The sequence below is a fragment of the Modestobacter sp. SYSU DS0875 genome, assembly GCF_054050915.1.
The window spans coordinates 22,287-46,396 of sequence record NZ_JBJHAH010000016.1 but is presented as its reverse complement, the minus strand read 5'-3'; the positions used below and the strand labels follow the sequence as shown (position 1 = coordinate 46,396).

The 24,110-nt window shown below is 76.1% G+C and carries 22 protein-coding genes; 15 read left to right on the top strand and 7 right to left on the bottom strand.

What is annotated here, in order from left to right; translation table 11 throughout:
* The first annotated feature begins 33 nt into the window (after positions 1-33).
* The 4 genes from ACI79Y_RS11775 to ACI79Y_RS11760 are packed head-to-tail and all read left to right on the top strand — an operon-like array spanning position 34 to position 2,688.
* Positions 34-189, top strand: a complete 156-nt coding sequence (locus tag ACI79Y_RS11775; protein WP_457084898.1) for a hypothetical protein — start codon at positions 34-36, stop codon at positions 187-189.
* A gap of 8 nt (positions 190-197) precedes the next feature.
* Positions 198-881, top strand: a complete 684-nt coding sequence (locus ACI79Y_RS11770) for a PH domain-containing protein (protein WP_457158662.1) — start codon at positions 198-200, stop codon at positions 879-881.
* Positions 882-932: 51 nt separating this feature from the next.
* Positions 933-1,790, top strand: coding sequence for a PHP domain-containing protein (locus ACI79Y_RS11765; protein WP_457158661.1), 858 nt, complete (start codon positions 933-935; stop codon positions 1,788-1,790).
* Between the two features lie 49 nt (positions 1,791-1,839).
* Positions 1,840-2,688 (top strand): RecB family exonuclease, encoded by an 849-nt coding sequence (locus ACI79Y_RS11760; RefSeq protein WP_457158660.1) that lies wholly within the window; start codon positions 1,840-1,842, stop codon positions 2,686-2,688.
* 24 nt (positions 2,689-2,712) lie between these two features.
* Here ACI79Y_RS11760 and ACI79Y_RS11755 read toward each other — a convergent pair whose 3' ends face one another.
* Positions 2,713-3,339, bottom strand: coding sequence for a LysE/ArgO family amino acid transporter (locus ACI79Y_RS11755; protein WP_457158659.1), 627 nt, complete (start codon positions 3,337-3,339; stop codon positions 2,713-2,715).
* Positions 3,340-3,415: 76 nt separating this feature from the next.
* Here ACI79Y_RS11755 and ACI79Y_RS11750 point away from each other — a divergent pair, with 76 nt between their 5' ends.
* The gene (locus ACI79Y_RS11750) at positions 3,416-4,285 is read left to right on the top strand and encodes a LysR family transcriptional regulator ArgP (protein ID WP_457158658.1); all 870 of its coding nucleotides are present in this window, start codon (positions 3,416-3,418) and stop codon (positions 4,283-4,285) included.
* On the opposite strand, the gene ACI79Y_RS11745 is transcribed toward ACI79Y_RS11750, so the two are convergent.
* From ACI79Y_RS11745 to ACI79Y_RS11730, 4 genes are read right to left on the bottom strand one after another with little or no spacing between them, the layout of a single operon-like run.
* Positions 4,286-5,200, bottom strand: a complete 915-nt coding sequence (locus ACI79Y_RS11745) for an oxygenase MpaB family protein (RefSeq protein WP_457158657.1) — start codon at positions 5,198-5,200, stop codon at positions 4,286-4,288.
* On the bottom strand, positions 5,197-6,156 hold the full coding sequence (locus ACI79Y_RS11740; RefSeq protein WP_457158656.1) for an alpha/beta fold hydrolase: 960 nt from the start codon (positions 6,154-6,156) through the stop codon (positions 5,197-5,199). Before ACI79Y_RS11740 ends, ACI79Y_RS11745 begins: the two co-directional genes overlap by 4 nt.
* 45 nt (positions 6,157-6,201) lie before the next feature.
* Positions 6,202-7,365, bottom strand: a complete 1,164-nt coding sequence (locus ACI79Y_RS11735; RefSeq protein ID WP_457158655.1) for an outer membrane protein assembly factor BamB family protein — start codon at positions 7,363-7,365, stop codon at positions 6,202-6,204.
* Positions 7,365-9,320 carry a DEAD/DEAH box helicase gene (locus ACI79Y_RS11730; RefSeq protein WP_457158654.1) on the bottom strand — a complete coding sequence of 652 codons (1,956 nt, stop codon included), beginning with the start codon at positions 9,318-9,320 and terminating at the stop codon, positions 7,365-7,367. Before ACI79Y_RS11730 ends, ACI79Y_RS11735 begins: the two co-directional genes overlap by 1 nt.
* Positions 9,321-9,531: 211 nt before the next feature.
* Between ACI79Y_RS11730 and ACI79Y_RS11725 the strand changes: the two genes are divergently transcribed.
* Positions 9,532-10,206 carry a ferritin-like fold-containing protein gene (locus ACI79Y_RS11725; RefSeq protein WP_457158653.1) on the top strand — a complete coding sequence of 225 codons (675 nt, stop codon included), beginning with the start codon at positions 9,532-9,534 and terminating at the stop codon, positions 10,204-10,206.
* Positions 10,207-10,326: 120 nt separating this feature from the next.
* On the opposite strand, the gene ACI79Y_RS11720 is transcribed toward ACI79Y_RS11725, so the two are convergent.
* Together ACI79Y_RS11720 and ACI79Y_RS11715 are read right to left on the bottom strand one after the other, a co-directional pair.
* Positions 10,327-10,557 (bottom strand): DUF3107 domain-containing protein, encoded by a 231-nt coding sequence (locus ACI79Y_RS11720; protein ID WP_457158652.1) that lies wholly within the window; start codon positions 10,555-10,557, stop codon positions 10,327-10,329.
* Between the two features lie 105 nt (positions 10,558-10,662).
* Positions 10,663-11,319 (bottom strand): TetR/AcrR family transcriptional regulator, encoded by a 657-nt coding sequence (locus ACI79Y_RS11715; RefSeq protein ID WP_457158651.1) that lies wholly within the window; start codon positions 11,317-11,319, stop codon positions 10,663-10,665.
* Between the two features lie 103 nt (positions 11,320-11,422).
* Here ACI79Y_RS11715 and ACI79Y_RS11710 point away from each other — a divergent pair, with 103 nt between their 5' ends.
* The 9 genes from ACI79Y_RS11710 to ACI79Y_RS11670 all read left to right on the top strand — a co-directional run bounded on the left by ACI79Y_RS11710 (position 11,423) and on the right by ACI79Y_RS11670 (position 24,072).
* Complete coding sequence (locus ACI79Y_RS11710; RefSeq protein ID WP_457158650.1) at positions 11,423-12,448, top strand: alpha/beta fold hydrolase; 1,026 nt, start codon at positions 11,423-11,425, stop codon at positions 12,446-12,448.
* Positions 12,449-12,656: 208 nt separating this feature from the next.
* Positions 12,657-13,514, top strand: a complete 858-nt coding sequence (locus tag ACI79Y_RS11705; protein ID WP_457158649.1) for a DUF3152 domain-containing protein — start codon at positions 12,657-12,659, stop codon at positions 13,512-13,514.
* Positions 13,515-13,709: 195 nt separating this feature from the next.
* On the top strand, positions 13,710-14,072 hold the full coding sequence (locus tag ACI79Y_RS11700; protein WP_457158648.1) for a DUF6578 domain-containing protein: 363 nt from the start codon (positions 13,710-13,712) through the stop codon (positions 14,070-14,072).
* A 224-nt stretch (positions 14,073-14,296) separates the two neighbouring features.
* Positions 14,297-15,457: an adenylyltransferase/sulfurtransferase MoeZ gene (moeZ, locus tag ACI79Y_RS11695; RefSeq protein ID WP_457158647.1), complete on the top strand. Its 1,161-nt coding sequence runs from the start codon at positions 14,297-14,299 to the stop codon at positions 15,455-15,457.
* 156 nt (positions 15,458-15,613) lie between these two features.
* Positions 15,614-16,201 carry a TIGR03086 family metal-binding protein gene (locus ACI79Y_RS11690; protein WP_457158646.1) on the top strand — a complete coding sequence of 196 codons (588 nt, stop codon included), beginning with the start codon at positions 15,614-15,616 and terminating at the stop codon, positions 16,199-16,201.
* Between the two features lie 351 nt (positions 16,202-16,552).
* Positions 16,553-17,161, top strand: coding sequence for a hypothetical protein (locus ACI79Y_RS11685; RefSeq protein ID WP_457158645.1), 609 nt, complete (start codon positions 16,553-16,555; stop codon positions 17,159-17,161).
* A 3-nt stretch (positions 17,162-17,164) separates the two neighbouring features.
* The gene (locus tag ACI79Y_RS11680) at positions 17,165-17,479 is read left to right on the top strand and encodes an MGMT family protein (protein ID WP_457158644.1); all 315 of its coding nucleotides are present in this window, start codon (positions 17,165-17,167) and stop codon (positions 17,477-17,479) included.
* Between the two features lie 51 nt (positions 17,480-17,530).
* The gene (locus ACI79Y_RS11675) at positions 17,531-20,749 is read left to right on the top strand and encodes an ATP-dependent helicase (protein ID WP_457158643.1); all 3,219 of its coding nucleotides are present in this window, start codon (positions 17,531-17,533) and stop codon (positions 20,747-20,749) included.
* Positions 20,746-24,072, top strand: a complete 3,327-nt coding sequence (locus tag ACI79Y_RS11670; RefSeq protein ID WP_457158642.1) for an ATP-dependent helicase — start codon at positions 20,746-20,748, stop codon at positions 24,070-24,072. Before ACI79Y_RS11675 ends, ACI79Y_RS11670 begins: the two co-directional genes overlap by 4 nt.
* Positions 24,073-24,110 lie beyond the last annotated feature (38 nt).

Here is a 24,110-nt window from a genome sequence, read left to right as displayed (position 1 = left end):
GCCTGGCTGCCCGATGGGAGGAATGGTGCGACCGTGCTGAAGAAGGTGCTCACCTGGGTGGCCATCGCCTTCGTCGTCTTCTACGTGATCCAGCGACCGGAGGACGCGGCCGGGATCGTGCGCAGCGCGGGCTCGGCCCTGGGTGACGCGGCCCAGTCGCTGTCGGCCTTCGTGGGCTCGCTGGTCTGAGCCGGGGCGTGTCCGGCCCGCGACGGCCCCGCTGGGGCAAGGACGCCGAGAAGTACCTGCTCGCCGACGAACCGCCGGTGATCGCCACCCGCCGCCACCCGGCGGTGCTGGCGCGCCCCTACGTGCGGGGGCTGCCGGTGCTCGTCGTCGGCGTCTGGCTGCTCCAGTTGGACCCGGACAACCGGGTGGGCGCGGTGCTCGGCCTGGCCGCCGTCGTCGGGGCGCTGGCGTACCTCGGCCTGCACACCGCCGAGTGGTGGGTGCGGCACCTGCTGGTCACCCGGCGCCGGGTGCTGCTCACCTCCGGGGTGATCATCCGCACCGTCGCCGTCATGCCGCTGCGCCGGATCACCGACCTCACCTGGAAGGAGACATTCTGGGGGCAGATCCTCGGCTACGGCACCTTCCGCTTCGAGTCGGCCGGGCAGCAGCAGGGCCTGGACGTGGTCACCTTCATGCCGCACGCCGGGTCGCTGTACAAGCGGCTGAGCGAGCTGATGTTCGGCACCGACTTCTCCACCAACCCGGTGAGCAGCGACGAGGAGGCCGACGGGTCGCTGAGCGCCGACGACCGCGGGGACGACGGCGCGCCCGAGCAGCACCTGCCCCGGCCGCTGGTGTCCGGGCGGCGACACGACACCGAGCCCATCACGCGGGTGCGGGCCGGGCGGCGCACCCCGCCCGCCGAGTGATCGCCGGCCTCCGGTCGGCCGGCACCGCGCCCGGTGCGGCAGGCTGAGGGCGTGCTCATCGACCTGCACACCCACTCCGCGGTGTCCGACGGCACCGACAGCCCCGCGACGCTGCTCGCCACCGCGGCTGCGGCCGGCCTGGACGTCGTCGCCCTCACCGACCACGACACGACCGCCGGCTGGCAGCCGGCCGCCGCGGCCCGGCCGACCGGGCTCACCGTCGTGCCGGGCATGGAGCTGTCCTGCCGGTGGTTCCCGGCCGACGAGCCGCCGATGAGCGTGCACCTGCTGGCCTACCTGTTCGACCCGCAGCACCCCGGGTTCGCCGCCGAGCGGGTCCGGCTGCGGGAGGAGCGGCTCGAGCGCGCCGAGCGGATCGTCGGCAACCTGGTCGCCGCCGGCTACCCGATCACCTGGGACGTGGTGGTGGCCCGCAGCGGCGGCGGGGTGGTCGGCCGGCCGCACATCGCCGGTGCCCTCGTGGCGGCCGGCGTCGTCGACTCGGTCGACCACGCCTTCGCCACCGTGCTGGACCACCGCAGCCCGCACTACGTGACCAAGGCCGACACCGACGTGCTCGACGGCATCGCGCTGGTCCGCGCGGCCGGCGGGGTGCCGGTGTTCGCCCACGGGCTGGCCACCTCCCGTGGCCGGGTGGTCGACGACGCCGCGATCACGACGATGACTGACGCCGGCCTGCTGGGGCTGGAGGTCGACCACCCCGACCACACCCCCGCCCAGCGCGAGCACCTGCGCGGCCTCGCCGGTGGCCTCGGGCTGATCCGCACCGGGTCCAGCGACTACCACGGCACCAACAAGCTCACCCCGATCGCGGCGTGCACCACCGACCCCGACCAGTTCGAGGCGATCGTCGCTGCGGGCACCGGGAGCACCGTCCTCACCGACTGAGGACGGTCGGTGGCCCCGGCTACGGTGGCGACATGGGGGAGGACCGCCGGTGAGCGCCCAGCTGGAGATGCCGGGCATGCCCAAGCGGCTGTTCGCCTGCACGCCGAGCAAGCTCGCCACCTTCGCCGACTGCCCGCGCCGCTACCGGTTCGCCTACGTCGAGCGGCCCAGCCCGCCCAAGGGCCCGCCGTGGGCGCACAACACCGTCGGCTCCGCGGTGCACGCGGCCCTGCGCAGCTGGTGGGAGCTGCCGGTCGAGAAGCGGACCACCGCCGCGGTCCGCCAGCTGCTGTACGGCGTCTGGTCGCCCACCGGTTTCCGCGACGAGGAGCAGTCGCACCGCTGGCGGGCGAAGGCGGCCACCTGGCTCACCGACTACGTCGCCGGGCTCGACCCGGCCGACGAGCCGGCCGGCACCGAGCGCACGGTCGGGACGACGACGCCGGCGCTGGCGCTGTCCGGCCGGGTCGACCGGATCGACCGGCGCGGCGACGAGCTGGTCGTCGTCGACTACAAGACCGGTCGGACGCCGTCCACCGAGGACGAGGCCCGCGGCTCACCGGCGCTGGCCGCCTACGTGCTCGGCGTCCGCCGCACGCTGCGCCGGCCGTGCAGCCGGGTCGAGCTGCACCACCTGCCCAGCGGCACGGTCGCGGCGTTCGAGCACACCGACCGGTCGCTGGCCAACCACGTGCGCCGCGCCGAGGACATCGCCGCCGACATCGCCACTGCCACCGAGGCGGTCGAGGCCGGGCAGAGCCCCGACGAGACGTTCCCGACGGTCACCGGCCGGCAGTGCAGCTGGTGTGACTTCCGGCCCAGCTGCCCCGCCGGCCAGGCCGCCGTCCCCGCACGGGAGCCGTGGAGCTTCCTCCCCGAGGAGCCAGCGGTCGACTGAGCCGGCTGCCGGACCGGGACGGGATCAGGCGCTGCGCACGCCGCGGATGACCAGCGAGAGCGCCAACGACACCATGACGACGGCGATCACCGCGTCGAGCACCCGCCAGGCGGCCGGCCGGGCGAACACCGGGCGCAGCAGCCGCGCCCCGTAGCCGAGCCCGGTGAACCAGACCGCCGACCCCAGCGCGGCGCCGGCGGCGAACCACCAGCGCTGCTCCGACCAGGTGCTGGCCAGCGAGCCGAGCAGCACCACGGTGTCCAGGTAGACGTGCGGGTTGAGCCAGGTGAGCGCCAGGCAGGTGGTGACCACCGCAGCCAGCGAGCTGCGCGCCCCGCCGTCGGCGGGCAGCAGCGCCGCCGGGCGCAGGGCCCGCCGGGCGGCGAGGAAGCCGTAGCCCAGCAGGAAGGCTGCGCCGGCGAAGCAGACGACGACGAGCAGCGCCGGCACCCGGGTCACCAGGGCACCGGCGCCCGCCGTGCCGGCCGCGATCAGCATGACGTCGGAGACCAGGCAGACGGCGACGACGGCGGCGACGTGCTCGGCGCGGAGCCCCTGCCGCAGCACGAAGGCGTTCTGCGCGCCGATCGCGATGATCAGCGACAGCCCCAGTCCGAGTCCGGAGGCGGCAGCGATGGCGGCAGTGGGCACGCCGGAGACCCTAGGCAGCTGCCCGCTGCAGCACCGTTCATGTCCCTCACCTTCCAGTAGTTGCTCTAATGCACGGGTGGATCTCGATCTCGGCCAGCTGCGCGCCCTCGAGGCGACGGTCGCCGCCGGCAGCCTGGACGCGGCCGCCCGGGCGCTGCACGTCACCCCGAGCGCGGTCAGCCAGCGGCTCAAGGCGCTGGAGACGGCCACCGGCCGGGTGCTGCTGGTCCGCAGCCGGCCGGTGCGGGTCACCTCGTCGGGGGAGGCGGTGCTGCGGCTGGCCCGTCAGGTGGGGCTGCTCACCGCCGAGACCGCCCGGGAGCTGGGCGCCGACCGCGGCCCGGTGACCTTGCCGATCGCGGTGAACGCCGACTCGCTGGCCACCTGGGTGCTGCCGGCGGTCGCCCCGCTCGCCGGCGAGGTCGCCTTCGACCTGCGCCGGGAGGACCAGGAGCACACCAGCGCGCTGCTGCGCGACGGGTCGGTGATGGCCGCGATCACCGCCGATGCCGACCCGGTGCCCGGCTGCACGGTGACCCGGCTCGGGGGCATGCGGTACCGGCCGATGGCGACCGCCGCCGTCGTCGCCCGGTGGTTCCCCGACGGCGTCACCGCGACGGCGCTCACGCAGGCGCCGGTCGTCGTCTTCGACCGCCGGGACGATCTGCAGCACCGGTACCTGCGGTCCCGTGGGGTCGACCCGGACGGCGTCCCGGCGCACTTCGTCCCGTCGTCGACCGACTACGTGGAGGCCGTGCGCCTGGGCTTCGGCTGGGGCATGGTGCCGCCGCAGCAGGAGCCGCCGGGCGAGCTGGTCGCGCTGGACGACGCCGGCGCGGTCGAGGTCCTGCTGCACTGGCAGCAGTGGAAGCTGCGCTCCCCGGCGCTGGACCGGGTGGCCGACGCCGTCCTCGCGGCGGCCCGCGGGGTGCTGGACCAGGAGTGATCAGGCGAGCTGCGGCCCCGTGCAGGGTCCCGCCGCGAGCGTGCGAGTGGTGGGGGGCAGGGGGTCCTTCGTCCGCTCCCGGGCGGCGCGCACGATCGGGGACTCGCGCACCCGAGCGGGCACGGTCAGCGCCGTCTGCCGGAACGCACGCAGGGCAGCGGTCGCGGCCGCGTCGGTGATGCCCAGCCCGGGCAGGCCGTACAGCCGGCGGGCCCACTGGGGGAGCGTCGCCGCGCCCAGCGCGGCCAGGGTGCTCCACGCCGGACGGGCCGGGGTGAACAGCTGCACCCAGCCGGGCATCGGCGGTGCGAGCACGAAACGCGAGGCGGTCCGCGCGGCGGGGGTGACCGCCAGCCGCGGCCGCGTCCAGTCCAGGTAGCCGGCCAGCTCGGCAGCGGTCGTGGGGACCTCGCCCTCCGCACACCCGATGAGCACCGCGGCCACCACCTGCTCGGCGACGTACCGGTCGGCGTCGGCGTCGGTCAGCGGCACCCCCGCGCGGCGGACGGTGGACAGCAGCGAGTCGACCTCGCAGCAGTGCACCCACAGCAGCAGGTCGGCGTCGTCGACCGAGTAGGCGCGCCCGGTGGTCTCCTCCACCGCCGACTTGTCGCGGTGCATCCCGCGGACCCGGCGCACCGCACGCAGTGCGTCCCGACGGGTGCCGAAGGTGAGCGTCGCGACGTACTCGGCGGTGCGGGTCAGCCGTGCCCACGGCTCGCTGCCGAAGGCCTCGGAGAACTGGTGGACGCCGTCCATCGCCACCGGGTGCAGCGCCTGGAGCAGCAGCGCCCGGATGCCGCCCACGGAGAACGCCGGGTCGGCGTGGATCCGCCAGCTGATGCTGTCGGGGCCGAAGAAGCCCAGCCGGTCCTCCGCCGGGGTGAACTCGCGCGGCGACGGCGTCGGCCTCACCGCACCGCCCCGGCGTCGTCGGCGGACCGGGCGGCGGCGGTCGAGGCGGCGGGGTCGGCGAGGAAGTCGAGCAGGACGGCGAGGGTGCGGGCCGGGTTCTCGATGGCGGGGGAGTGCACCGCCTGCGGGATGACCTCGTGCCGGGCGCCCAGCCGCGCGGCCATCTCCGCCTGCAGCGCCGGGCGCCAGGCGTCGTCGGCGATGCCGTGCGCGACGAGCACCGGCACCCCGGTGGCGGCCAGCTCGGCCACCCGATCGGGCTCACCGAGCATCGCGTCGGCCATGCCGCGCAACCCGGCGGCGCTGTTGGCCAGGAAGCGGCGGGTGAGGAACTCGCGGGTGGGCGCGGGCACCGCCTGCGCTCGAGGATCGGTCATCGCCAGCTGTTCCAGCGTGTCGCTGACCAGCTGCACGCCGCCGGCGTCCAGCAGCGGGGAGAGGTGGTCCAGCAGCTCCGCGCGGGGGCCGGTCAGCGCGGCCGGGCCGCTGCCGAGCAGGGTCAGCGAGGCGAACCGGGCCGGGTCGGCGAGCACGGCGGCGCGGGCCACGATGCCGCCGAAGCTGTGCCCGAGCAGGTGTACCGGGCGGCCACGCCCCTCCTGCAGCTCGCCCTCCTGCAGCTGGCGGGCCACGGCGACGACGTCGGTGGCGAGCTCGGCCACGGTGTAGGCGGCCGGGTCGTCCGGGCCCGGGGACTCGTACTGCCCGCGCTGGTCGATGGCCACGGCGCGCAGCCCGGCGTCGGCCAGCGGCGTCAGCAGCGGGGCGAAGTCCTCCTTGCTGCCGGTGTAGCCGGCCACCAGCAGCACGGTGGCGCGGGCGTCGCGGTCGGCGCCGGTGTCCAGCCCGGCGATCGGCCCGCTGCCACCCCGGAAGGTGACCGGCCGGGCGTCGTGCACGGCGAGCTGGCGGAGGTCGTCGGGAGCGGTGTGCTCGGAACCACCTGGCAGGACCATGACCCCGAGTGTGCACCGGACCGCCGACAGTCGCCCCGACCGGCCTCAGCGGAAGGCGCGGACCTCACCCGGGGTGGCGACGACGACCGTCGGCCCGACGACGGCGGTGCGGCCACCGGAGGGCACCTGGCCCCCGACCGTGGACCGGTCCAGCTCGGCGCCGTCGGCCAGCGCCCGCCGGACGAACGCGCCGTCCTCGGGCACCAGCACGCCGGTGACCGGGGAGCTGCCCACCGCGGCGGGCAGCCCGAACGCCGGCCGGCTCCAGCGGGGTTCGCCGGTGCCCTGGTCCAGTGCGAACAGCGTGCCGCGGGCCCACAGCAGGGCGACGTCCTCGACGCCGGCCTGCAGCAGTGGCTCGCTGCGCACGTCGGCGCCGACGGGCAGCGGCGGCAGGTCGAGCACCTGCAGGGTGGCGCCGTCGGCGGGGTCGAGCACGGTGACCGTGTCCCCGACGACGACGTCGACCAGCCGGTCGGCGCCGACCAGCCGTGCCGTTGCGGGACCGGTGTCCAGCTCGCGGGTCCAGGTGAGGTCGCCGCCGACGCCGTCGTAGAGCAGCACCTGCAGCGGCGAGCCCTCACCGCAGCGCTGCAGCACGGCCACGCCGGCGCTGCCGGCGTCGGCGTCGACGAACCGGCACCCCTCCGCGGGGGAGACGCGCCAACGCGTGTTGTCGCCGGTGGGGTCGATGGTGACGATCCCGGTGGGGGTGCTGGCCAGCAGCACCTGCTCGGTGCTGGTCAGGTCGACGTCGGTGCGGAAGCGCACGTTGCGGTACCAGGCCCGCTCCCCGGTGGCCGCGGTCAGCGCGGTGAGCTCGTTGCACCGGCTGGTGGTGCGGAAGGCGACGATCACCAGCCCGTCGATCGCCGTGGCGTCGCACAGCTGGGCGTTGGACCGGCGGTAGTGCCAGGCCTCCTCACCGGTGGCCGGGTCGACCATGGCGACCCCGTGCTCGTCGGTGACCAGCGCCCGACCGCTCTCCACCACCCGGCCGCCCGGGGCCTCGCCGGTCGGTGCCGACCAGGCCGCGGTCAGCGCGCCGGCCGGTGCCTGGTCGGCCACGGACGCCGGTGGGGAGGTCGTCGAGGAGGTCGCGGCGACGTCGGAGGTCAGCCACAGCGAGACGGCGACGGCGGCCACCACGAGGGTGACCGCCGTCCAGACCCACACCCGCAGCGGCGGGCGCGGACCTCCTGCCGTCATCAGGCGGTGGGCTCGCCGCCGCCGGCCGAGCCGGTGTCGGCGCTGCCGCCGGTCGCGCTGCCACCCGCCGAACCGCTGCGCTTGGCGCCGCCACGGCGCCGGCGGCGGCGCTTCGGCGCGCCGCCGTCACCGGTGGCCGAGGCGGTCGCGGTGGCCGCGCCGTCGCCGCCACCGGCCACACCTGCGGCCGGTGCGTCGTTGCCGAGGGCGGCTGCCGCACCCGCGGCGGCCTCCCCGCCACCGCGGGTGCGCCGACGCGGGCGGCTCTTGCTCGGCCCGGCCGACGGCTCGGTGTCCTCCCGGCCGGGGCCGGAGTGGTTCGCGCCGCCGTGGCCGCGTCCCGAGCCGGTGGCGGAGCCACCGCCGGTCCGCTGGCGCTTGCCGGTCTCGCCGAGGTCCTCGAGCGTCTCGGCCTCCAGCCCCTCGCGGGTGCGCTGCGAGCGGGGCAGCCGGCCCTTGGCCGTGGTCGGCACGTCCAGATCGGTGTAGACCCACGGCGACGTGGAGTAGGTCTCCGGCGGGTCGGCGAAGTCGAGGTCCAGTGCCTTGTTGATCAGCTGCCAGCGCGGGATGTCGTCCCAGTCGACCAGGGTGACCGCGACGCCGGTGCTGCCGGCGCGGCCGGTGCGGCCGATCCGGTGCACGTAGGTCTTCTCGTCCTCGGGGCACTGGTAGTTGACGACGTGGCTGACGCCGGTGACGTCGATGCCGCGGGCGGCGACGTCGGTGGCGACCAGCACGTCGACCTTGCCGGCGCGGAACGCGCGCAGCGCCTGCTCGCGGGCGCCCTGGCCCAGGTCGCCGTGCACCGCGGCTGCGGCAAACCCGCGGTCGACCAGTTCGTCGGCGACCTTCTGCGCGGTGCGCTTGGTGCGGCAGAAGACCATGACCAGCCCGCGGTCGCGGGCCTGCAGCACCCGGGACAGCAGCTCGGGCTTGTCCAGGTTGTGCGCCCGGTAGATGAACTGGGTGGTCTGCGGGACCGTCGAGCCCTCGTCGTTGCCGTGCGCCCGGATGTGGGTGGGCTGGCTCATGAACGACCGCGACAGGGTGACGATCGGGCCGGGCATGGTCGCGGAGAACAGCATCGTCTGCCGCTTGTCCGGGACCATCGCCAGGATGCGCTCGATGTCGGGCAGGAAGCCCAGGTCGAGCATCTCGTCTGCCTCGTCGAGCACCAGACCGCTGACCTTGCCCAGGATCAGGTGGCCCTGCTGCGCCAGGTCCAGCAGCCGGCCGGGGGTGCCGACGACGACCTCGACCCCGGCCTGCAGCGCGGCGACCTGCGGCTCGAAGGCCCGGCCACCGTAGATGGCCTGTACCCGGATGCCGCGCTTGGCGCCGGCGGCGGCGAGGTCGCGGGAGACCTGCACGCACAGCTCGCGGGTCGGGACGACGACCAGCGCCTGCGGGACGCCGTCGGCGCCCTCGGACGGCGGGGTGACCCGCTGCAGCAGCGGGACGCCGAAGCCCAGCGTCTTGCCGGTGCCGGTGCGGGCCTGCCCGATGAGGTCGTTGCCGGCCAGGGCCAGCGGGAGGGTCAGCTCCTGGATGGCGAAGGTGCGGGTGATCCCCACCTCGGCCAGCGCGGCCACGATGTCGGGGTGCACGTCGAAGTCGCTGAACAGCGGGCTGTCGCTGGCGACGGGGGCGCCGCCCAGCTCCTCGACCTGCTGCGCGAGCTCCTCGGGGGCCGGCGCGCCGGACTCGGCGTGCTCCAGCTCCGGTGCGGCGGGAGTGGTGCTGGCAGTGGGGGTGTTCTCGATGGAGGTCAGTTCTCTCGCCTCGGTCTGGTGGGGGACCTCGGCGTCGTGGTCCGGCCCCGGTCTCGGGGCGCCGCCGGCGACGCACGTCGGTCCCGGTCGGTTCCGGGATTGGTGATCCAGCGCCGACGTGGCCAGTTCGACCGGGCGTCGAGTGCAGACTGCCCGGGAGAGCTCCGGGAGGAGCGTCATCCAGCGGTCATCAGCGCACACGGAATTGCATTGCGGTCTTGATTGCACCGCCGCCTTGGGACTGCGGTCGTGCACTTCGGTCAACGGACCTCGCGGCCCGCACATTCCATCCTAGCCTGCGGCAGCCCGTTAACCTGCCGGTGCGCCGCTGCGACACCGCCGGGACCACCCGGCGGGGGCAGGGCGGACGGCGACGGGGGGCGGACGCGGAGTGGGTGCCGACGGGCGCGTGCTGGACGCCGAGGTGCAGCGGCGGGCGGTCGTGGAGCTGCTCGGCGTGCTCTCCTACGCGGAGCTCACCGCCTTCGACCGGCTGGCCGAGGACGCCCGGATGGCGCCGACGCTCGCCGGCCGCGCGGCGCTGGCCCGGATGGCGGCCGCGGAGATCGACCACCACGGCCGGCTGGCCGCCCGGCTGGTCGAGCTGGGGGTGGACCCGGCGGACGCGATGGCCCCGTTCGTCGCCGCCCTCGACGGCTTCCACGACCAGACGCGGGCCGGGAGCTGGCTGGAGGGGCTGGTCAAGGCGTACGTCGGCGACGGCCTGGCCACCGACTTCTACCGCGAGGTCGCGGCGTTCCTCCCGCAGCCGGACCGTGCGCTGGTGGAGGAGGTGCTCGCCGACACCGGGCACGCCGACTTCGCCGTCCGGGAGGTCCGCGCGGCGATCGCCGCCGACCCGACCGTGGCCGGGCGGCTGGCGCTGTGGGCCCGTCGGCTCGTGGGTGAGGCGCTCACCCAGTCGCAGGCGGTCATCGCCGAGCACGACGACCTCGCCGACCTGATGATGACCGGCACCGGCGACCTCGCCGGTGTGGGCCAGCTGCTGCAGCGGCTCACCGAGGCGCACGGGGTGCGCATGCGGGCCCTCGGCCTCAATCCCTGAAGAACGCCAAGGGGCGCCGCCGCAGCTGCGGCGGCGCCCCCTGGTGGGCTGATGGAACGGCCCCGGTGCAGGGGCCCGCGACGAGCGTCAGCGAGTCGTGGGGGGCGCCGGGGTCCTTCTTCAGCCGGAGATGAAGCCCACCCGACGCTGGTCGGCCTCGGCGATCTCGACGTAGGCGATCCGGTCGACCGGGACGACGACGCGGCGGCCGCGCTCGTCGACCAGCGTCAGCAGGCCGTCCTTGGACGCGCTCATGGCCTCGGACACCTCGGCCGCGATCTCGTCGGGGCTCTTCGGGCTGTCGATGACCAGCTCGCGGGGGGAGTGTTGGACACCGATCTTGACTTCCACGTGGAGATGCCTCCTCAGGTCTGGCTTCTCCGGCCCACGCTAGTGCAGCGCCCGCGGGTCAGCCGGTCCGGCGGATGCGCCGTCAGCGAACGACGGCGCCGGACGTCACTGCCCGTCGCCGTCGCCGTCGTCGCGGCGCGGGAAGCCGGAGATGCCGCGCCACGCCAGCGCGGACATCAGCGCCACCGCTTCCTCGCGGGGGAGCGTGCCCTTGCGGGCCAGCCACCAGCGGGCGCTGCTCTCCGCGAGGCCGGTCAGGCCGGCCGACAGCAGCAGGGCCCGCTCCCGGTCGGCGCCGGTGTCGGCGGCGATCACCTCGGCGATCGCCTCGGTGACCGCGTGCGTCCCGCGGTCGGCGAGCTCCCGGACCTCGGCGTCGTTGCGCAGGTCGGACTCGAAGACCAGGCGGAACGCCTCGCCCTCGGCGTCGATGAAGTCGAAGTAGGCCCCGACCGCGCCGTCGACCCGTGCCCGGTTGTCGTCGGTGCCGGCCATCGCCTGCCGCACCCGGGCGGTGAGCTCGTCGACCTGCTGCTCCAGCAGCGCCAGGTACAGCTCCCGCTTGCCGGGGAAGTGCTGGTAGAGCACCGGCTTGCTGACTCCGGCCCGGTCGGCGATGTCGTCCATCGCCGCGGCGTGGTAGCCCTGGGCGACGAAGACGTCCTGGGCGGCGCGCAGCAGCTGCAGCCGGCGGGCGCTGCGCGGCAGGCGGGCGGTCCGGCGGCCGGCCGACGGCGCGGGGGCGGGGAGGCTGGGCTGCATGGCCCGGCGATCGTACCGGCGGGTAGGCCGGACGACGTCGTACCGGCCCGCGGTCGGGCGGCTCCGGCCGGCGGGGTCGCGCCGGTGTTCTACCGTCGAGCGGGTGACCGACGCACGGCTGTCCGAGAGCCCGCTGCCGCGGCTGGGCCGGTTGCTCCCGCCGTGGCCCGGGGAGATGGTGCCCGTCACCGGCGGCGAGGTCTTCGTCCGCTCCACACCCTGGCGGGGGCCCGTCGACGGCACGGACGTCGCCGCGGCCCCGCGGGAACGGGCGTTGTACGTGCACGGGCTGGGCGGGGCCTCGACGAACTGGACCGACCTCGCCGGACTGCTCGCCGTCCGCTTCGAGGGGCACGCCCTGGACCTGCCCGGGTTCGGCCGGTCGGGCCCGCCGCGGCGCTACTCGATCGAGCGGCACGCGCAGGCCGTCATCGACGTCCTGGAGTGGGTCGTCGCCCGCCCCGGGCCGGGGCAGGGGCGGCCGGTGCACCTGATCGGCAACTCCCTCGGCGGGCTGGTGAGCGTGTGGGTGGCCGCGCGCCGTCCGGACCTGGTCGCCACCCTCTCGCTGATCTCCGCGGCCATGCCGGTCTACCGGGTGCCCGCCGCCTTCGACCGGGCGATCACCCTGGTCCTGCTGCCCGGGGTGCCGGCGCTGGCCGAGAAGCGGCTGGCGGGGGTGAGCCCGGAGGAGCGGGTGCGGGGGCTGGTGCAGGCCTGCTTCGGTGACCCCGGCGCGGTGCCACCCGAGCGCCTCCAGCAGGTCGTCGAGGAGATGCGGGAGCGCGACGAGCAGCCCTGGGCGGGGCAGGCGCTCACCCGCAGCCTGCGCGGCCTGATGACCTCCTACCTGCGGTTCGGCCGGGCCAATGCCTGGCGGATGGCCCGGTCGGTGCGGATGCCGTCGCTGGTGGTCACCGGCGACCGGGACCGCCTGGTCGACCCGGCGCTCGCCCCCCGGCTCGCCGACGTGCTGCCCGACGCCCGCCTCCAGGTGCAGCCCGGCATCGGCCACCTGGCGATGATGGAGGCCCCCGAGGCCACCGCCCGGGCCGTGCTCGCCCTCGCCGAGGACGTCGCGGACCGCTCCCGGGCCGCCGGACGGGACTCCTCGACGGCGCAGGCCTGAGCCGGACACGCGACCGGGACACGCGACCGGGACACCGCCCGGCGGCTCTGCCGCCCCGCCCGCGATCCGTGAGAGCCTGGCCGCCGTGGCCAGCCCCGACGACCGCCCCGGTCGCCATCCGGCACGGCCGCCGCGGCCTCCCGTCCCGGCTCCCCGGGCAGGGCGCGGCACGCCCCCGGCCGGTCCCGGCCCGCGCACCGGACCGCTGGTGGCCCGCCGGGACCCGGTGCCCCGGGTCCGCCGCCAGGAACCGCCGCCCGCCGGTCCGCTGCGGCGGTTCACCCGCCGGTACGGGTGGCGCGCCTACGCCATCCCGGTGCTCGCGCTGGCCACCGTCCTCACCCTGGCCGACGTCGCACTCAGCGGCGCGGACCAGACCCCGGTCGCCGATCCGGCTGCGGCTCCCTCGTCGGTCGCCGCCCCTGCCGTCGAGCCGACGCCCACGCCCACGCCGACCGAGCAGGCGCCGGCCGAGGGGGAGGGCGCACCCACCGAGCAGCCCCCGCCGGAGCCGGCCCCGCCCACCTACGTCGAGCAGGGCGCGGGCAGCGTCTCGGTCGTCGACGGCAGCTCGCAGGTCCACGGCACCGGACCGCTGCAGCGCTTCGTCGTCGAGGTGGAGGACGGCATCGGCGTGGACGGCGCCCAGTTCGCCGCCGCCGTCGAGGGCATCCTCGGCGACCCCCGCTCCTGGGGCGCCGGCGGCCAGCGGTCCTTCCAGCGGGTGGGGTCGGCCGAGGCCGCCGCCGGTGGCTACGACTTCCGGGTCAGCCTGGTCAGCCCGGGCAGCATGGAGACCTACTGCCCGGGGGTGGGCACCGGCGGCTACACCTCCTGCCGGTACGGCGAGCGCGCGGTCATCAACCTGGCCCGCTGGGAGACCGCCGTCCCCGACTACGGGGGCGACATCGCCACCTACCGGCAGTACGTGGTCAACCACGAGGTGGGGCACGCGCTGGGCAACGGGCACCAGCCCTGCCCCGGGCCGGGCCAGCTCGCCCCGGTCATGCAGCAGCAGACCCTGGGCCTGCAGGGCTGCGTCAAGAACGCCTGGCCGTACCCCTGAGTCGCCCTGCCGGGCTCCACCACGGCCACGTGCCACGGACCTTGCGCTGAGCCCTTCCCGGCGTCTCCGGCGGGAGGCCTGCGGGCCCCGCGCCGTCCCCGCTGAGGTGGCTCCGCCACCGTGGTCCGTACCTGTGGTCGTCCTACCGGAGTCCTCATCGCCCGGGCGGCAGGGTGGGAGGCATAGCGTGCTGCGGTGGACGTCGTCGTGGAGCTGGGTGGCTGGGAGCACGAGTGCTGCGGGGAGCCCGTCGAGAGGAACCAGCTCGTCGACTTCCGGTGCATCCGCCACACGGAGCCGGACGGCCGGGTGCACCTCGTCGAGACCCACCACGGCGGTCTCGACGTCGCAGCCGATGAGCGGGTTCGGGGACGGGTGACCGACATCCAGGCGGTCCAGGGAGCAGGGGCCGCGCAGCCGGTCCTCCGCGTACCGGGCGGGCCGGCCCTGCGGGGCTTCGACGATGACGACGACGGTCATCTGGAGGATCCGTGGACCGGCGAGGTGATCACATCGAGACCCGCGGAGTTCCTCGTGACCGTGCGGACGGCTCGCTGACAGCGCCCTCCTGGTCCACCGTCCTGGTCCCCGGGCCGTCGTCACGGCGTGGCCGGCCGGGTCGTCGACGAGGACCGGGCAGCGCCAGCGCTGGGCGGGGGTCGTCCCGCTGAGTGGGACGGCATCCGGGACCGGGATTACGGACCCGTGTCAGGCTGTTGGGCAGTCCAGGACGCCGGCTCGGGCCGGCGCGCCTGACGACACAGCCGTGTGAGGAGCGCCCCGTGCAGTTGCCACCCCTGGTGGAGCCCGCCGACGACCTGTCGATCGACGAGGTTCGCCGCTACAGCCGCCACCTGATCATCCCCGACGTCGGGATGGACGGGCAGAAGCGGCTCAAGAACGCCAAGGTGCTCGCCGTCGGCGCCGGCGGCCTCGGCTCGCCGGTGCTGATGTACCTGGCCGCGGCCGGCGTGGGCACCCTGGGCATCGTCGAGTTCGACACCGTCGACGAGTCCAACCTGCAGCGCCAGATCATCCACGGGCAGTCCGACGTCGGCCGCTCCAAGGCCCAGAGCGCCGCGGACTCGATCCGGGAGATCAACCCCTACGTCGACGTCCGCCTGCACGAGACGCGGCTGGACAACGAGAACGTGCTGGAGATCTTCAGCCAGTACGACCTGATCGTCGACGGCACCGACAACTTCGCCACCCGCTACCTGGTCAACGACGCCGCCGTCCTGCTGAACAAGCCGTACGTGTGGGGCTCGATCTACCGGTTCGACGGTCAGGTCTCGGTCTTCTGGAACGAGCACGGGCCCAACTACCGCGACCTCTACCCGGTGCCGCCGCCGCCCGGCATGGTCCCCAGCTGCGCCGAGGGCGGTGTCCTGGGCGTGCTGTGCGCGACCGTCGGCGCCATCCAGGCCACCGAGGCGGTCAAGCTGATCACCGGCATCGGTGAGACGCTGCTCGGCCGGCTGATGGTCTACGACGCCCTGGAGATGACCTTCCGCACCATCAAGGTGCGCAAGGACCCCGAGGGTGAGCCGATCACCGGACTGATCGACTACGAGAGCTTCTGCGGCGTCGTCTCCGACGAGGCCCAGCAGGCGGCAGCGGGCTCGACGATCACCGTCGACGAGCTCAAGGACATGATGGACGCCGGCAAGGAGTTCGAGCTGATCGACGTCCGCGAGCCCAACGAGTACGAGATCGTCTCGATCCCGGGGGCAAAGCTCATCCCCAAGGACGAGATCCTCTCCGGCCGGGCCCTGGCGCAGCTGCCCAACGACAAGCCGATCGTGCTGCACTGCAAGACCGGCGTCCGCTCCGCGGAGGCGCTGGCCGCGGTGAAGAACGCCGGGTTCAAGGACGCCGTGCACGTGCAGGGCGGCGTCACCTCCTGGGCCACCCGGATCGACAAGACCCTCCCCACCTACTGACAGGACCCCTTCGCCCCCGGCGAAGGGGCCGCTCCTCGAAGGACCTGGTCTCCCCCCGCGACACGCTCCGCGCGTCTCGGGCCCCTGGGACCAGGCCGATCCGGGCCCCGGTACGCCACCGCGCGTGCCGGGGCCCGGCTGCGTTCTACTGGCGGCATGCCCGCGCCCAGCCACACCGACCTGCTGCTGCTCTTCCAACGGGCCCAGGCGCAGTTCACCGACCGGGTGGACGCCGTGGAGCCCGGGCAGTGGGACGCTCCCGCGCTGCCCGAGTGGAGCGTCGCCGACCTGGTGGCGCACCTGACCAGCGAGCAGCTCTGGGTGCCGTCCCTGCTGGCCGGCGAGCCGCTGGAGACCGTCGCCCAACGCATGCCCACCGACACCGACGAGCTGATCGGCACCGATCCGCTCACCGCCTGGGACACCGCCGCCGACGGTGCCCTGGCGGCGTGGGCCGACCCCGCCGTCCTCGACCGCACGGTGCAGCTGTCCGCCGGCCCGGCGAGCGCCGCCGACTACCTCACCGAGATGACCGCCGACCTCACCGTGCACGCCTGGGACCTCGCCCGGGCGGTGGGTGGCGACACCCACCTGGACCCCGAGCTGGCCGCAGCCGCCTTCCGGTACGCCGAGGCCAACCTCGGGGACGACGGGCAGCCGGGCCTGTTCGCCGCCCCGGTCGAGCCGCCACCCGGAGCGGACCTGCAGACCCGGCTGCTGGCGAGGTTCGGGCGTCGCTCCTGAGGGTGGGTCGTGGGCCCGTTCGGCCCGATGACGCGCGTCACGCACCTAGGCTCCGTCGTCGAACAGCCGAGCCGGAGGTCCGCACGCATGAGCCAGCCACCCCAGGGACCACCCCCGCAGGGCCCCCACGACGCGCAGCCCACCGGGCCGTCCCCGTGGGGTCCCCAGCCGGGTGCGGACTGGGGCATGCCGCCGGTCGGGCACCAGCCGTCCGGTGCCGGCTGGGGGCCGCCACCGGGGCAGCCCGGCCCCTGGGGAGCCCCCGCGCCGGGGGCCGGGAACGGCGGGCCGGGCGCGCCCGGAGGCTCGGGAACGGACCGGAAGCGGACGCTGGCGCTCACGGCTGCCGCCGTGGCGGCCCTGGTGGTCGTGGTGGCCGTCGGGCTGACGCTGTGGCTGGGCGGCGACGAGCCGTCCGCCACCGCCGCAGCCGGGCGCGCCACCGACTCCTCGACCTCCGCCTCCCGGCCGGCGCCCTCGCCGTCCGCGGGAGCCAGCGGTTTCACCGCGGCCCCGCCGTCCGTGGGCGTCGAGGAGTTCCTCGCCTCGCTGCCCGTGGACTTCACCGAGTGCAGTGAGGCCGAGCCGATCGGTGACGGTGACGTCGTCGCGGCCGACTGCGGTTCGGCGTCCACCCAGCCGGGCCCGACCGACGCGACGTTCCTGCGCTACCCCGACGTCGACACCCTCGACGACGTGTTCGTCGCCGACGTGACCTCCCTCGGCCTCGAGGAGTGGGGGGGCGCGACCGACTGCACCGAGGACGGCTACGGCGAGTGGGTCCGTGGTGAGGACGTCGGTGGGCTGCTCGCCTGCGGGCTGACCGACGGCACCGCGTTCCTCTACTGGACCGATGACGAGTTCCTCACCGAGGGCGTGGTGAGCGCGCCGGGGGAGACCCAGGACGACGTCGTCGCGCTCTACGAGTGGTGGGTCGAGAACAGCGACTTCGTGAGCTGACCCGTGGGCTCAGCGGGGGAGGGCCGGTCGGCCGCCGACGTCGACGAGGCCGTCTTCGACGCGGTCGAGGCCATCCCGCCGGGCCGGGTCAGCACCTACGGGGCCATCGGCCGGCTGGTCGGCGTGGGCCCCCGGCGGGTGGCCCGGGCGCTGTCGGCCGGCGGCGGGGCCGTCCCGTGGCACCGCGTCGTGCGCGCCGACGGCACCCCGGCCGAACCGGTGCGGGTGCGCCAGCTCGCGCTGCTGGCCGCCGAGGGCGTGCCGGTGCGCGGCGTCCGGGTCGACCTCGCCGCCGTCGGCTGGCCCGACGAGCCCTGAGCCGGCGGCGCGCTCCCGGGGACCGTCGGTGGGTCGTGTTCTCATCGAGGGGTGCGGGGGGACGGCGGGGCGGTCGCGACGGGGGAGCCGGTCTACCGGCTGGTGCAGCCGGAGGCGGTGCCGGTCGTCCGCCCCCGGCTCGACCCGACCCAGCAGGCGGTGGTCGACCACCCGGGCGGGCCGCTGCTGGTGCTGGCCGGGCCCGGCACCGGGAAGACGACGACGATCGTGGAGGCCGTCGCCGCCCGCATCGAGGGCGGCGCCGACCCCGAGCGCCTGCTGGTGCTCACCTTCAGCCGCAAGGCCGCCGGAGAGCTGCGCACCCGGATCACCGCCCGCGTGGGGCGCACCATCCGGGAGCCGGTGGCCCGCACGTTCCACTCCTACGCCTTCGGCGTCCTCCGCCGGGCTGCGGTGCTGCGCGGCGAGCCGGCGCCCCGGCTGCTGACCGCGGCCGAGCAGGACGCCGTCGTCGCCGAGCTGCTCGCCGGCGACGTCGCCGAGGACGGCGTGCGCTGGCCCGACGAGCTCGCCGCGGCGCTGCAGACCACCGGCTTCCGGGACGAGCTGCGCGAGCTGCTGCTGCGCGCGACCGAACGGGGCATCGACCCCGAGCGGCTGGCCGCCTGGGGCCGGGACCGCGGCCTGCCGCACTGGGTGGCCGCCGCCCGCTTCGCCGACCAGTACGCCGGGGTGTCCGCCTTCGCCACCGCCGCCCGCGGCGGCGCCAGCGGCTACGACCCCGCGGAGCTGGTGCGCACCGCGATCGACGAGCTGCGCGCCGACCCCGACCTGCTGCGCACCGAGCGGGAGCGGGCCCGCTGGCTGTTCGTCGACGAGTACCAGGACACCGACCCGGCGCAGGTGGAGCTGGTCGAGCTGCTGGCCGGCGGCGGTGGCGACCTGGTCGTCGTCGGCGACCCCGACCAGGCCATCTACGCCTTCCGCGGGGCCGAGCCGCGGGGCATCGTCGAGTTCCCCACCCGCTTCCGGCACCGCGACGGCCGCCCCGCCGACCGGCTGTCGCTCGGCGTCTGCCGCCGCTCGGGGGCCGAGCTGCTCGCGGTCAGCCGCCGGGTCGCCGAGGGGCTGCCCGGTCCCTGGGAGCACCGTCGGCTCGCCCCCGGCGAGGGGATCCCGCCCGGGGAGGCGGAGGTGCACGTCTTCGACTCCCCGGCCACCGAGGCGGCGTTCCTCGCCGACACGCTGCGCCGGGCGCACCTGCTCGACGGCGTGCCCTGGTCGCAGATGGCGGTGGTGGTCCGCTCGGCAGCGGCCGCTCTCGCCCCGGTGCGTCGCGCGCTCACCCAGGCCGGGGTGCCGGTCGCGGTCTCCGCCGACGACGTCGCGCTCGCCGCCCAGCCGGCGGTGCAGCCGTTCCTCGCCGCGCTGGGGGCCCTCCTCCCGGCGCCGTCCCCGGTCGGCGGCGAGCCCGGTGAGGCGGGGTTCGACGAGCCGGGCGCGGAGGCGCTGCTCGCGTCGCCGCTGGGCGGGGCCACCGTCCTCGACCTGCGCCGGCTGCGCCGCGCGGCCCGGCGGGCGCTGGTCGACCGTGGGGAGGACGCCGGCTCCCGGGGCGCGCCGCTGGCCGCGGTGCTCGCCGACGCCACGCTGCTGGACGCGCTGCCCGAGCACGTGGCCCGGCCGGCCGCCCGGGTCGCCCGGGTGCTGTCGGCCGGGCGGCTCGCGCTGACCACCGGCGGTTCCGCCGAGGACGTGCTGTGGGCGATGTGGCAGGCCAGCGGGCTGAGCCACCGCTGGGCCCGGGCCAGCGCCGCCGGCGGGCCGACCGGCGCGGTCGCCGACCGCGACCTGGACGCCGTCGTCTCGCTCTTCGACGCCGCCGCGGCCTTCGTCGACCGGCTGCCGCACGCCGGGGTGGCCGCCTTCGTCGCCCACCTGGGCGCCCAGCAGCTGCCGGGTGACAGCGGCGCGGCCCGGGCGCCGGCCGGGGAGACGGTCCGGCTGCTCACCGCGCACGCCGCCAAGGGCCTGGAGTGGGACGTCGTCTGCGTGGCCGGGGTGCAGGACGGTGTCTGGCCGGACCTGCGCACCCGGGCCAGCCTGCTCGGCGCCGAGGACCTGGTGGACGCCGCCGGTGGCACCGACCCGGAGCACCTCGACCGCCGCACGCTCGCCCTCGCCGAGGAACGCCGGCTGTTCTACGTGGCCTGCACCCGCGCCCGGCGGCGGCTGCTGGTCACCGCCGTCGACGGCGCGCTGGAGGGCGGGGACGCCGGGGCCGCCGCCTCGCGCTTCCTCGACCTGGTCGACCCGCTGCCGCCCGGCGGCGACGGCACTCGGCCGCACACCCCGCTGCCCCGGCAGCTCACCCTCCCGGCGCTGGTCGCCGAGCTGCGCCGGCACCTCACCGACCCGCAGACCCCGGCGCCGCGCCGGTCCAGCGCCGCCGCCGTGCTGCGCCGGCTGGCCGACGAGCGGGTGCCCGGTGCCGACCCGGCGGGCTGGTGGGGGCTGGCACCGCTGTCCGACGACGCCCCGCTGGTCGACCCGGCCGACGTCGTCCCCGTCCGGCCCTCGGCGATCGACACCTTCCAGCGCTGCCCGCTGCGGTGGGTGCTCGGGGCGGTCGGTGCGGAGGCGGCGCCGGAGGCGACCCGCACCGTCGGGTCGGCGGTGCACGACGTCGCCCAGCGGGTGGCCGAGGGCCTGCCCCCGGCCGAGGCCGCGGCGGTGCTGGACACCGAGCTCGACGGCCTGGACCTCGGGCCGGGCTGGTTCGACCAGCGGCAGCGGGACCGCGCCCAGGAGATGCTGGCCAAGTTCCTCGCCTGGCACGCGAAGGGTGACCGCGAGCTGGTCGCCGCCGAGGAGGACTTCGACGTCGTCGTCGGCCGGGCACGGCTGCGCGGTCAGGTCGACCGGCTGGAGCGCGATGCCGACGGCCGGCTGGTGGTGGTCGACCTGAAGACCGGCAAGACCGCGCCGCGGGCCGTGGAGGAGCACGGGCAGCTCGCGGCCTACCAGGTGGCCGTCGCCGAGGGCGCCTTCGAGCGGCACGGCACGGTCAGCGGGGGAGCCGCGCTGCTGCAGGTGGGCGGTGCGCAGAAGGCGGCCAAGGAGCACGCGCAGTCGCCGCTGCCTCCCGACGTCGACCCGCGGCAGACGTGGGCCGGGGAGCTGATCGCGGAGGTGGGCGAGGGCATGGGTGCCGGCACGTTCGTCGCGCGCACCGACACCGACTGCGAGCGCTGCGCGTTCCGCCGCAGCTGCCCGGTGCAGGAGTCCGGCCGGCAGGTCACGTCATGACGCAGCTCTCGTTCGACCTCCCCGGCCTGGGGCCGGTCGGCGAACCGGCGCTGCCGGAGCTGCTCACCCCCGCCGAGGTCGCCGCCCGGTGTGGCTTGAGCTATGCGCCCTCACCCGAGCAGGCCGGTGTCGTCTCCGCGCCGGTCGACCGGCCGCTGGTCGTCGTCGCCGGTGCGGGGTCGGGCAAGACCGAGACGATGGCCGCCCGGGTCGCCTGGCTGGTGGCCAACCAGCTGGTCGCCCCGGAGGCGGTGCTCGGGCTGACGTTCACCCGCAAGGCCGCCAGCGAGCTCAACGCCCGGGTGCGGCTGCGGCTGGGGGCACTGGCCGAGCACCCCGACACCGACCCGGCGCTGCGCGAGCGGCTGGCCGTCGCCGCGCCCACCGTCGCCACCTACCACGGCTACGCCGCCGGGATCGTCGCCGAGCACGGGCTGCGGATCGGGGTGGAGCCCGGCGCCGGTGTGCTGGGCCCGGCCATGTGCTGGGGGCAGGCCGCCACCGTCGTCGCCGGGCACACCGGCGACATGGCCGACGTGGCGCTGGGCCTGGTCACCACCACCGAGGACGTGCTGCAGCTGGCTGCCGAGCTCGGCGAGCACGACGTCAGCCCGGACCGGCTGCGTGCCTGGACCGCGCGGTTCGAGGCCCAGCTGCGCGGCTACGCCGACGCCGGCCGGAAGAAGGGGCCCTACGCCGACGTGCTGGCCATGCTCGCGCGACAGCGGGCCCGGGTGGCGCTGCTGCCGATGGTCGAGGCGTTCGAGGCGCGCAAGCGGGCCGCGGGCGCCATCGACTACGCCGACCAGGTGGCCTACGCCGCCCGGGTGGCGGTCAGCTCCCCGGAGGTGGGGCGCCGGGAGCGGGCCCGCTGGCGGGTGGTGCTGCTCGACGAGTACCAGGACACCAGCGTCGGCCAGCTGCGCATGCTCGAGGCGCTGTTCGGTGGTCCCGGTGGGCACCCGGTGCTCGCCGTCGGCGACCCGCGGCAGTCGATCTACGGTTGGCGCGGGGCCTCGGCCGGCACCATCGAGCGGTTCGCCCGCACCTTTCCCGGCACCCCGGAACGGCCGGCCGAGCGACTCACGCTGTCGACCAGCTGGCGCAACGACCGGGCCGTGCTCGCCGTCGCCAACACCGTCGCCGCCGCGCTGCCCGAACCCGAGCAGCCACTGCCGGACCTCACGCCCTCACCCGTCGCCGGGCCGGGCGCGGTGCACGTCGGGCTCTACGAGACCGTCGCCGAGGAGACCGCGGCGCTCGCCGACCGGCTGGCCGCCGAGTGGCACCGTCCCGACCAGCGCGGCCCTGCCGAGAAGCGCCCGACGATCGCGGTGCTGGCCCGCCGGCGGGCCCAGCTGCCCGGCATCGCCGCGGCGCTGCGCGAGCGCGGGCTGCCGGTCGAGGTCGTCGGCCTCGGTGGGCTGCTCGACGTCCCGGAGGTCTCCGACGTCGTCGCCACGCTGCGCGTGCTGGTCGACCCCACCGCCGGTGACGCGCTGGGCCGGCTGCTCACCGGCGCCCGCTGGCGGATCGGCCCGCGCGACCTCGCCGCGCTGGAGGGCCGCGCGCGGTCGCTGGTGCGCGAGCGGCGGACCGCGGCCGCGGAGCCCGGCCCGCCCGGCGACGTCGCCGCCGCCCCCACCGAGGGCGCCACCCCCGAGCTGCCCCGGGAACGGGGCAGCATCATCGAGGCGCTCGACGACCTCGGCCGCCCCGAGGCCTACTCCGCCGAGGGCTTCCGCCGGCTCCGGCGGCTGGGCACCGAGCTGGCTGCGCTGCGCGGACGGCTGGGGGAGTCGCTGCCCGACCTGGTCGACGAGGTGGTGCGCGTCCTGGGCCTGGAGACCGAGCTCGCCAGCCACCCCGACGTCACCCCCGGCCGGGCGCGCACGCACCTCGACGCGCTGCACGAGGTCGCCGCCCAGTTCGCCGAGCTGGCCGAGCTCCCCTCGCTGCCGGCGTTCCTCGGCTACCTCGCCGACGCCGAGGTCCGTGAGCGCGGGCTGGAACCCGGCGAGGTGGCGGTCAACCCGGAGGCCGTGCAGCTGCTCACCGGGCACTCGGCCAAGGGCCTGGAGTGGGACGTCGTCGCCGTCCCCGGCATGACCGTCGGCCAGTTCCCGGCCAGGGGCGACGCCTCCGACTCCTGGATCCGTGACCCCGGCGCCGTACCGGTCGACCTGCGGCTCACCGACCGCGCCGAGCTGCCCCGGCTCCACCTGCCCGTGCCCGGCTCCGGCGACCAGGCCGCGGTCCGCGACGCGCTGGCCGACTACGTCGCCGAGTGGAAGGACTTCGGGCTGGCCGAGGAGATCCGGCTCGGCTACGTGGCGGTCACCCGGGCCAAGCACCTGCTGCTGTGCTCGGGCAGCTGGTGGCGCGACGGCAAGACCGTCTGCGGGCCGTCCTCGCTGCTCCTCGCGGTCAAGGACGCCGTCGACGCCGGTGCCGGCGTCGTCGACGCCTGGGCCGAGGCGCCGGCCGACGACGCGGAGAACCCGGCGCTGGCCGAGTGGCCGATCGGCGTGTGGCCGGCCGACCCGCTGTCCGCGGGACGGCGCCGGGCGCTGAGCGCCGCCGCCGAGCTGGTCGCCGCCAGCCGGCCGCACCCGCTCACCGACGAGGCGCTGCAGGCCACCGACGACCCGCTGGTCGCCGACTGGCTGCGCGACGCCGACCTGCTGCTGCGCGAGCGGGCCGAGCACTCCCGCGGCAACGTCGAGGTGGTGCTGCCCGCGCACCTGTCGGTGTCGGCGCTGGTGGCGCTGCGCCGCGACCCGGCGGAGCTGGCCCGGCGCCTGCGCCGCCCGATGCCGGCCGCGCCGGCGCCGCTCGCTCGCCGGGGCACCGCGTTCCACGCCTGGCTGGAGGAGCGGTTCGGTACCTCCCGGCTGATCGACCTCGACGAGCTGCCCGGCTCCGGCGACGCCGAGGCCGCTCCCGACGAGGCGCTGGCCGCGCTGCAGGAGGCGTTCCTGGCCAGCGAGTGGGCCGACCGGCAGCCGGTCGACGTGGAGGCGCCGTTCGAGACACCGCTGGGTCCGCTCACGCTCCGCGGGCGGATCGACGCCGTCTACGCGACCCCCGACGGGGGCTTCGAGGTGATCGACTGGAAGACCGGTCCGGTGCCCGGCGCCACCGAGCTGGCCGCCGCGGGCGTGCAGCTGGCCGCCTACCGGCTGGGCTGGTCGCGGCTCACGGGGGTGCCGGTCGAGCGGGTCAGCGCCGGTTTCCACCACGTCGCCGCCGGGGTCACCCTCCGCCCGGTCGACCTGCTCGACGAGGCCGGCCTGCTCGCTCTCATCGCCGGCGCGGACTGACGGAGTCCGACAGTGTGCGCAGAGTGCTGGTTGCCGGC

Excerpts from the sequence above, each read along its gene's own strand:
- ACI79Y_RS11740 (WP_457158656.1), bottom strand. The coding sequence starts at position 6,156 with ATGGTCCTGCCAGGTGGTTCCGAGCACACCGCTCCCGACGACCTCCGC.
- ACI79Y_RS11735 (WP_457158655.1), bottom strand. The coding sequence starts at position 7,365 with ATGACGGCAGGAGGTCCGCGCCCGCCGCTGCGGGTGTGGGTCTGGACG.
- ACI79Y_RS11730 (WP_457158654.1), bottom strand. The coding sequence starts at position 9,320 with ATGACGCTCCTCCCGGAGCTCTCCCGGGCAGTCTGCACTCGACGCCCG.
- ACI79Y_RS11715 (WP_457158651.1), bottom strand. The coding sequence starts at position 11,319 with ATGCAGCCCAGCCTCCCCGCCCCCGCGCCGTCGGCCGGCCGCCGGACC.
- ACI79Y_RS11690 (WP_457158646.1), top strand. The coding sequence starts at position 15,614 with ATGCCCGCGCCCAGCCACACCGACCTGCTGCTGCTCTTCCAACGGGCC.
- ACI79Y_RS11670 (WP_457158642.1), top strand. The coding sequence starts at position 20,746 with ATGACGCAGCTCTCGTTCGACCTCCCCGGCCTGGGGCCGGTCGGCGAA.